Origin of the sequence: Neobacillus drentensis, assembly GCF_036966985.1 — a bacterium.
Lineage (GTDB): Bacteria > Bacillota > Bacilli > Bacillales > Cytobacillaceae > Neobacillus > Neobacillus drentensis_E.
Genome location: NZ_JBALSN010000118.1, coordinates 1 through 8,430, shown reverse-complemented (window position 1 = coordinate 8,430; position 8,430 = coordinate 1). Strand labels below are relative to the sequence as shown.

Sequence of the window (8,430 nt, the reverse complement as noted above, 5' to 3'; positions counted from 1 at the left end):
GACTACAATCCCTTTTCCACCGACTTCCTGCAGTGCTTCTAGAATCTGTTTAATTTCTTCTAAACCCTTTAATCTGCGTTCTTCAATAAAGTCTCCGATCCAACCGCTATACCCTCCACAAGCAGTCGTAACCGGAATTCCTGTTTCCGCTATCGCTTCTTTTACCTCATCTAAATGATCGACTAAAAATTTGCCATCTATTTCGAAGCCTTCAAAGCCTACTTCTTTTAAATATCTAAACTTTTCTTTAATATCTTCAGGAAAAAACGCTTGGTTTTGTGTACCGATTTTCACAGAAAACTCCTCCAATATATTGGTGTAAAACTAAAATCCATATCATCTTTTAAATGTATGGATTTCAGTCAGATTGAAATAGAGATGAAACGGTAAATAAACTATTATTTTTTATATTCGATTCCCATCTTAATACTTAGTTCAGGATGTTGGTCCACATATTCCATGTATGCATCCGCACTTGTTTCAAATGTAACGATTGGTTGAATAATATCTTCACAATTCAGATAACCGTTCATTAACAATTCCCAGCATGTGTCTTCGATTCGCTTACGATTCCAGCGAGGGTATTCAGGGTTTGGCTCACTAGCAGCACGTGAGAAAACAATTTTAGCATTGTTAAAATGAGCTTCACGGCCAAAATTTAATCCTGCAGGGAATGACTTTCCAAAAGCTACATAGGAAATGATTCCACCATAGGCAATTCCTTTTAATGCATCCTGAAGAGCAGCAGCATTTCCACTCGTTTCAATGATCGAGTCCGCACCCATTTTATTTGTTAGCTTTTTCACTTCATATCCTACATCACAGGAAGTAGGGTCGAAACAAACATCTGCACCATTGCGAAGAGCTATTTCACAGCGGTGTTCAATAGGGTCAACTCCCACAACAATACTTGCTCCCGCTTTTTTCGCTAGTTGAATGGCGATTTGGCCAATTGCTCCTAATCCTACAATCACAACAACATCACCGGCACGAACATGTGCATCACGCACACCGCTCAAGGCAAATTGTGCAGGGTCATAGCAAACAGCATTTTGCCATTTGGCACCCTCAGGCATTTTACGTAATCGGTGGTTGTTAATAGCATTCACAATAACTGTCTCCATAATTGGGCCATACGTACATACCGTATCGCCGATTTGGTACTCTGTTACTTCACTGCCAATTTCAACGATCTTACCAACGACCATGTTGCCAAGCTGAAATTCACCAAACACGATACCAGGTGCTGAACCCTCTTCACGAGGCATGAACATGCGCCATTCTTCATTAAAATTCTCACCCATAAAAGGTGTTTGTCCACGGAAGTCGATGACTTCTGTCCCGTGTTTAGGTGCCGCAAAATCAACATCAATTTTCACTTCATTTGGGTGTACATGGCGATCTTCATATTCTACTAATGCCGCTTTTCTCGGTTCTACAGCAACTAACTTTTTCATGATTACATTACTTCCTCTCGTTTTATCAAGTTTATTAACCTTTTACTCCGCCTGCTGTTGCATCCCCTTTAATAAAACGCTCGGAAATGGCATACATAATGACAACTGGTAAGGCTGTTACGAGCGATGCTGCCATCATTCGTCCCCATACATAATCTGGCGTACTGAACAACGCATTTAATCCAATTGGTAAAGTAAAATTGGCTGAATCGGATAAGAAAATCGATGCAAATAAATAGTCATTCCATCCAATCATAAAAGCATATACAAATACGGATACGATTCCTGAAAAAGAAAGTGGAATAATGATATGGAAAATAATCTGGACCCGGTTTAGCCCATCAATCATTGCCGCTTCTTCTAAGTCAACTGGAATCGTATCAAAGTAACTCTTTAACATGAAGATAGCAGTCGGCAATGTTTGCACAATCATTGTAATGATTAGCGAAGTTTTTGTATCATATAAACCTAATCCTGAAATGATTTTAAATAATGGCACAACTAGCAAAATACCTGAAAACATATAGACGGTATAAAAACTTGCATTAATCGTAGCTCTACCTTTGAAGTTTAGTTTTGAAAGCGCATATGCTCCAAAGATCCCGATTGCAACCGACAAGATCGATGCAGTTAGTGACACGACTAAACTATTTTTAAAATATGAAAGATATGGGAAGATATCCGGATTGAAGATATCGAGATAATGCTGTATTGTCCATTCTTTTGGAAAAAATGTTGGATTTGTCGAAACGGCTTCCTTCGAACTTTTAAAGGATGTCATTAACATAATGAAAAAAGGAAACAGACATAAAGTTAAAATGGCTATAAGAGCCGTGTAAAACCCAGCTGTTTTTGCTGCTTTGTTCTTTTTACTACTTGCCATTGCCATTCAAATTCACCCGCTTTCTTGCAATAATAATGACAATAAAGAGAATAATGAACAATATGACGGAAATTGATGCTGCTTTGCCTAAGTCGTTAAATGCAAATGCTGTTTTATACAAGTAAATTCCGAGAATATCTACTTTGTTTGTTAAAAGGTATACATCTGTGAACATATAGAACATCCAAATGGAACGTAGTGTGAGTACCGTTAACAAGACTGGCATAATTGCAGGTAATGTTACAATTTTGAATTTCCCCCAAGCACTGGCTCCATCAATTTCAGCCGCTTCATACAAAGTAGAGTCAATCGTTTGAAGGATAGCCAAAAAAGAAATGAAAGCGTAAGGGAAGTATCTCCAAATGGCAAAAAGCGATACCAAGAAAAAGCTGCTTATCGGGTTGTCAAACCAAAGTGGAGCCTCATTAAACAGGTGTAAAACGTCATCTCCTAAATAATTAACAACACCATAGCCGTTATTAAACATATATTTCCACGCAAAAACCAATGAAATCGACGGTGTTACATAAGACAAAATGATTAATGATCGAGCAGTTTTACGAAATTTAAAAGGACGATTAAAGAAGATGGCAATCCCCAACCCCACTGCCGTGCTTCCTCCAACGGTAAGAAGCATATACAAAAGAGTAATCCCTAATGATTTAAAAAACTCAACATCCGTAAGAATATCTAAATAGTTTGTTAATCCTACAAAAGTGGCGCTTAACCTCGGATTAATTGGTTGATCAAAGAAACTGATTTGTATATTTGCTACCATTGGATAAGCAACGAGCAATAGAAGCAAGAAGATACTTGGGAAAAGTAAAGCTACCGCCAATTTAATATCCGATTTTTTTCTTATATTCGTTTTCATGTTACCCTCCCCATGGAGAACTAATTTATTCTTTGTTTAAAACTTTTTCGAGTGTTTTTTCTGCCTTCTTCATTTCACTTTTGATGTCTTTATCACCAACCGTGATACTGTTAACCAACTTAGGAATAGCTCCTGAACTAGTTACGTCACCCATTTTTATGAAATTTTTGCTATCTACTAAACCAAATACTTGGATATTATTAAAAGATGCCGCTATTTCAGTTGATAGGTCACCAAAAGCTTTTACTACTTCATTTGCTTGATAGTTTTCATTTTCTGTTACTAGCTTGCTTACTGGTTGAGCTCCGCCTGGAGACATTAACACCCATTTTGTCATGTTTTCAGGCTTGGACATGAACCTAACAAACTTACTAGCGGCTTCTTTTTGGTCTTTTTCTAAAAAAGAGGCAATCGTTAAAGCAGAAACAGTTCCGAAAACGGCCTTTGTCTTCTCACTAGGAATAGAAAATCCAATATTCTTGGCATTTCCCTCTTCAAATACAGGAGGAAGAATATAAGTTGAATAAATCGCCATCGGCGCAGTACCGTTCATGAAAGCATCTTTTACTTCCGTGGTGTCATTAGATCCAGGCATCGTATACTGAGACAACTTTTTATAATAAGTTAATGCCTCTTTCATTTCAGGTGTATTCATATTTAACTTACCTTTGTTGTCTAACACATTCGCATGATTTGAAAGGGCAAATTGTGAAAAGGCTTGTTCAGANNCTTCTACTGTCGGCATGGCAATCCCATATTTTTTCTTCTCTTTATTCGTAAATGCTTTAGCAATGGTGATGACATCATCCCAATTTTTCGGTTCCGCAAACCCTTTTGCTGCAAGCATTTCTTTGTTGTACCAGATCCCTTGCACCCATCCGCTGATTGGAACACCTGTATAGCTTTTTCCATCTTCCGTACTCATTAGCTTCAAGGCGCCATCATAGTAATTCTCTTCACCAATCTGAGTAATAATCTTTTTAACAGCCTTCTTATCAATCAGTACTTCTTTATCCATTACTTTGGCATAATCTTGCCCTACTTCAAGTACAGTTGGAAGTTTGCCTGCACTTGCTAAGGTAATAATTTTTGTATTATAAGAATCTTCTTCAACAGGAATTTGTTTTATTTTAATATCTGGGTTTTCCTTTTCGAATGCTGCAACCAGTTCGTTAATGACTGCTAAACGCTCTTGTTCAACAGAGGAGTGCATAAATTCTATGGTTGTTTTTCCGTCCGCATTTTGATTGCTTCCACATGCAGTTAATGCAAAAGCTGCTAACAAAATGATTGCTAGACTTAAGCCCTTTTTAAACAAACTAATTCCCCCCTAGTCAATTGGTTTTAACCACATGAATTCATATGGGTTTAGTATTAAATCTTCATTAAATTCAACTTTATCGTCATTAACCATATTTATATATCTTCCGGTAATTCCACACGTAACCGTTTCATTTGTTAGATTGTTTACTACCAAAAGGCTATCATTATGTTGATTTACCCTTTTAAAAGCAAAAACTTTCTCTCCTAGATTGATGACTTCCATTGCGGCATTTGGATGGAAAAGGGCTTCATTTTTCCGAGATTGAATAATGTTTGTTAACTCAGAAAACACTTTGTATCGTAAAGAGTCTTTAGCAGCTAATTCCTTCTTAATCTCTGTTACGTTGTATTTTTGTCGATTAATCGAACGATTCATTCCTGTTTTTGAAACACCGTCATAGTCATTTCTTGATCCCAGCACACTTTGAATATAAACAGCTGGTACACCTGGAAGAGTTAGTAGAATGGAATGAGCGACCAAAAATCTTTTTACTCTGATCTCATCATCATCTGATTGTTTATTTAACGCATCCATGTACGTGACGTTAATTTCGTATGGACTTTCACTTCCATCCGGGTTCTTCTTGTAATTGACCAAGGCCCCTTCTTTCTTTAAATCCTCTACCATTGCTAAAATTTCTTCTTCTGGAATAATGCCGCGAATCGGATTTAGCCCAATTCCATCATGGGAAGCTAGGAAGTTAAAAAAAGTTGTATTCTTCCCCGTTTGCGGCAGCTCGCTCGCCCATTTTGTGAGCGCGGCCCCATTTCCATTGTGAAGAGCATTCAGAACTAAAGGCGGCAGTGGAAACTGGTAAACCATATGTGCCTCATCGCTTCCATTACCGAAGTAAGCAACATTATCCTTATGTGGGACATTTGTTTCAGTAATAATAACGGTTCCTTTGGCCGCTTCATCTACAACATCACGGAACAGTTTAACAATCTCATGGGTTTTTACATGATGGATACAAGTCGTTCCAACTTCTTTCCACATAAATCCGATCGCATCTAAACGAATATATTCTGCCCCTTGCTCTAAATAAAATAGCAAAACGTCAATCATCTTTAACAAAACTTGTGGATTACTAAAATTCAAATCGATTTGATCCTCACTAAAGGTTGTCCAAATATGCTTTTCTTCACCATTTTTTAGAGTAAATTTTGTTAATAACGGAAGTGCTCTAGGTCTAGTAACAGCGCTTAAATCAATAGTTGGATCCATTTCAACAAAGAAGTTTTGATATTCGGAATTACCATTTAAGTATTCTTGGAACCAGTCACTTTTTGCCGAAATGTGATTGCAAACATCATCAAACATAATTCTTGCTGATTTTGATAAACTCTCAATCTGTTCCCAATTACCGAGAATCGGATTGACTTTTTTATAATCAATAACTGAAAAGCCATCGTCCGAAGAATAAGGATAAAAAGGTAAAAGATGCACAATTTCAAATTTATCAGCTAGGTACTGGTCAAACATTTTCTTAAACGTATCTAATGTTGGTTCCTTTTTTTCATAAAATTGATCTCCATAAGTAATTAAAACAAGATCCTTTTCATCCCAATTTTGTTTTCGTTGCTTAAGAGATTTTGTCTTTGTTTTTACAATACGTTCCTTTATGCTTTCCCAAATTGGCTCAATATCTTGATTTTCATAGATAAATGAAAGTCTTTCTTTAATTTTTTTCATAGATTCCTCCTGTGTGGTACCGCTCCCAGCGATAAAAAAAAATATAGATTCATAGAATGAATCTTTTATGGTACCGCTCCCAACAAAGGGTAAAAAAATTTATTTTTATTAAATTGATATTCCTACGGAACCATTATTTTAAAAATAGCTATATTATTTTCAAAATAAAATTTTATGGTACCGCTCCCACGACGTTAATATAATATAGATTACGTTTTCTGTCAACACTAATTCAACTGGTCTTTATCTTAGGGTCAGATCGTTCGGAAATATTAATATAGTAATCACCCAAAAGTTTCTATTGCTACATTTGGCATTCATCCATATAATGAATCCTATATTACTCCCACCCCAAACAAATAAACCTAACTCCCACATAATGCGATCGTTTTCATAACAAAATAATGAGACACAGTTAGCTGCATGATTTTTCCAGTAGCTTCGATTACTATACTTATTCCTGAAAAGTTTAAAAGAGAGAAGGAGAAATAATGGTTCACACCATTTACGATATAGCGCGGGTCGCAAATGTTTCCAAATCTACTGTATCCCGTGTGCTAAATAACCAAACTAATATTTCTGAGGAAGCTCGTGAACGTGTATTAAAGGCAATCGAAGAATTAAATTACCAGCCTAGCAAATTGGCCCGTGCCCTTTCTTCAGGTTTTGATGCCATCTTGGTTGTTTCACGGTCCGCAAAAACTACTGCTAACAATCCTTTTTTCTCTGATATCATCCACAGAATTTCTTCAAAAGCTGAGGAAGAGAACTTTGATGTCATTATACAAACATCGAGAAACAGTCATGATGAACTTGAAAAGTGTATCACTAAAATTAAAGAAAAAATGATCAAAGGAATTATCATGTTAAGTTCTCCAGCTAATGAAGACTTTTTCAAACAATTAGATGTTTTTAATATTCCCATTGTGGTGATTGGAAGAGTCGACGGGGAATATAACAATATCTTTTCCGTTGATACGAATAACTACCAAGATAGTTATAATTTGACTAAACTTTTAATTGAACAAGGACATCGAGACATTGCATGTCTACACTCACCGCTTGATTATCATGTTTCAATTGATCGCTTAGAAGGTTATAAAAATTGCATGAAGAATTATGGACTGCCGTTACGAGAAGAATGGATCATTAATAGTGGCTACACAGTAAATACTGCATACGAATCGGCTACTAGCCTGCTTCTTTCTCCTAATCGCCCTTCTGCTGTTTTTGCGACAGATGATTTAAAGGTATTGAGTCTTTATAAATCTGCATCAGATAATGGAATCTCTATTCCTAACGACATATCCATAGTTGGATATAGTAATCCCAGTATTTCAGCATTTCTGTCGCCAGCATTGACTAGTATTGAAATTCCGGTAAAAAAGTTAGGAGACGCTGGTACTACACTCCTTTTTGAAAAAATCAAAGGGGAGAAAAGTAAACATAATCAAAAAATCGTGCCCACCGAAGTGATTATTAAGAGCTCAGTGGCAAAAGTTCTAGAAAAGAACGACTAAGTGAAAATTTATTGGATTACCCATATTTTGTGCCAACGGACATCGAACCGTTGGCTTTTCGCGATTTTACGACTATTCTTCTAACTATTTATTTACAAATCCCTACTATTTTAATAAATAGTTCCATCTTATAATAGGATGAAATAGATAAGAAAGAATGGGGGAAGAAATCTTGAAAAAACGAAAGATTACGCTGACATTATTTAGTGGGATCCTTATTATTTTTCTAATTGTAACCGCTTTTAATGTATTCACCATTAAATCAATGCAGCCTCCGCCAAACCCTACACATATAGTTCTTAACGAGGATGTTGCAGTTGAGAATTTATCCAAAGCAATAACTTACAAAACGGTATCTTATCAGGACCGCAGTAAGTTTGATTTTAAGGAATTTGAAAAGTTTATTGCCTTTTTACATGAAAGTTTCCCACGCGTTTACGAACAGTTAGAATTTGAAAGAGTAAATAATTACGCCCTTGTATATAAATGGAAAGGCAGCGATGCAGGCAAAAGGCCTATCGGTTTAACAAGTCATTATGATGTGGTTCCTGTTTTAACTGGAACGGAAGCCAATTGGGAGCAAAAACCTTTCAGTGGCGCCATTGTGGACGAAAAGATATGGGGCCGGGGGACATTAGATGACAAAATTGGTGTAATTGGAATAATACAAGCGGTTGATT

The 8,430-nt window shown here is 36.5% G+C and carries 8 protein-coding genes; 2 read left to right on the top strand and 6 right to left on the bottom strand.

All coding sequences use genetic code 11. The annotated features are described in order from the left end of the window. The 6 genes from V7659_RS08175 to V7659_RS08150 all read right to left on the bottom strand — a co-directional run. The coding region (locus tag V7659_RS08175; protein ID WP_335539314.1) for a sugar phosphate isomerase/epimerase family protein at positions 1–294 on the bottom strand (294 nt) is incomplete at its 3' end. 104 nt (positions 295–398) lie between these two features. Then, positions 399–1,457: a zinc-dependent alcohol dehydrogenase gene (locus V7659_RS08170; RefSeq protein ID WP_335539313.1), complete on the bottom strand. Its 1,059-nt coding sequence runs from the start codon at positions 1,455–1,457 to the stop codon at positions 399–401. 34 nt (positions 1,458–1,491) lie between these two features. Next, the gene (locus V7659_RS08165) at positions 1,492–2,340 is read right to left on the bottom strand and encodes a carbohydrate ABC transporter permease (protein ID WP_420491258.1); all 849 of its coding nucleotides are present in this window, start codon (positions 2,338–2,340) and stop codon (positions 1,492–1,494) included. Then, complete coding sequence (locus V7659_RS08160) at positions 2,330–3,214, bottom strand: carbohydrate ABC transporter permease (protein ID WP_335539311.1); 885 nt, start codon at positions 3,212–3,214, stop codon at positions 2,330–2,332. Before V7659_RS08160 ends, V7659_RS08165 begins: the two co-directional genes overlap by 11 nt. Positions 3,215–3,239: 25 nt before the next feature. Then, complete coding sequence (locus V7659_RS08155) at positions 3,240–4,532, bottom strand: ABC transporter substrate-binding protein (protein ID WP_335539309.1); 1,293 nt, start codon at positions 4,530–4,532, stop codon at positions 3,240–3,242. A gap of 12 nt (positions 4,533–4,544) precedes the next feature. Further along, positions 4,545–6,230, bottom strand: coding sequence for a sugar phosphorylase (locus tag V7659_RS08150; RefSeq protein WP_335539307.1), 1,686 nt, complete (start codon positions 6,228–6,230; stop codon positions 4,545–4,547). A 491-nt stretch (positions 6,231–6,721) separates the two neighbouring features. Between V7659_RS08150 and V7659_RS08145 the strand changes: the two genes are divergently transcribed. Further along, entirely contained in the window at positions 6,722–7,750 is a 1,029-nt protein-coding gene (locus V7659_RS08145; RefSeq protein WP_335539304.1) for a LacI family DNA-binding transcriptional regulator, read from the top strand. Positions 7,751–7,922: 172 nt separating this feature from the next. Then, positions 7,923–8,430: M20/M25/M40 family metallo-hydrolase (locus V7659_RS08140; protein ID WP_335539303.1), on the top strand; the 508-nt coding region annotated here is incomplete at its 3' end.

Excerpts from the sequence above, each read along its gene's own strand:
- V7659_RS08170 (WP_335539313.1), bottom strand. The coding sequence starts at position 1,457 with ATGAAAAAGTTAGTTGCTGTAGAACCGAGAAAAGCGGCATTAGTAGAA.
- V7659_RS08165 (WP_420491258.1), bottom strand. The coding sequence starts at position 2,340 with ATGGCAAGTAGTAAAAAGAACAAAGCAGCAAAAACAGCTGGGTTTTAC.
- V7659_RS08160 (WP_335539311.1), bottom strand. The coding sequence starts at position 3,214 with ATGAAAACGAATATAAGAAAAAAATCGGATATTAAATTGGCGGTAGCT.
- V7659_RS08150 (WP_335539307.1), bottom strand. The coding sequence starts at position 6,230 with ATGAAAAAAATTAAAGAAAGACTTTCATTTATCTATGAAAATCAAGAT.
- V7659_RS08145 (WP_335539304.1), top strand. The coding sequence starts at position 6,722 with ATGGTTCACACCATTTACGATATAGCGCGGGTCGCAAATGTTTCCAAA.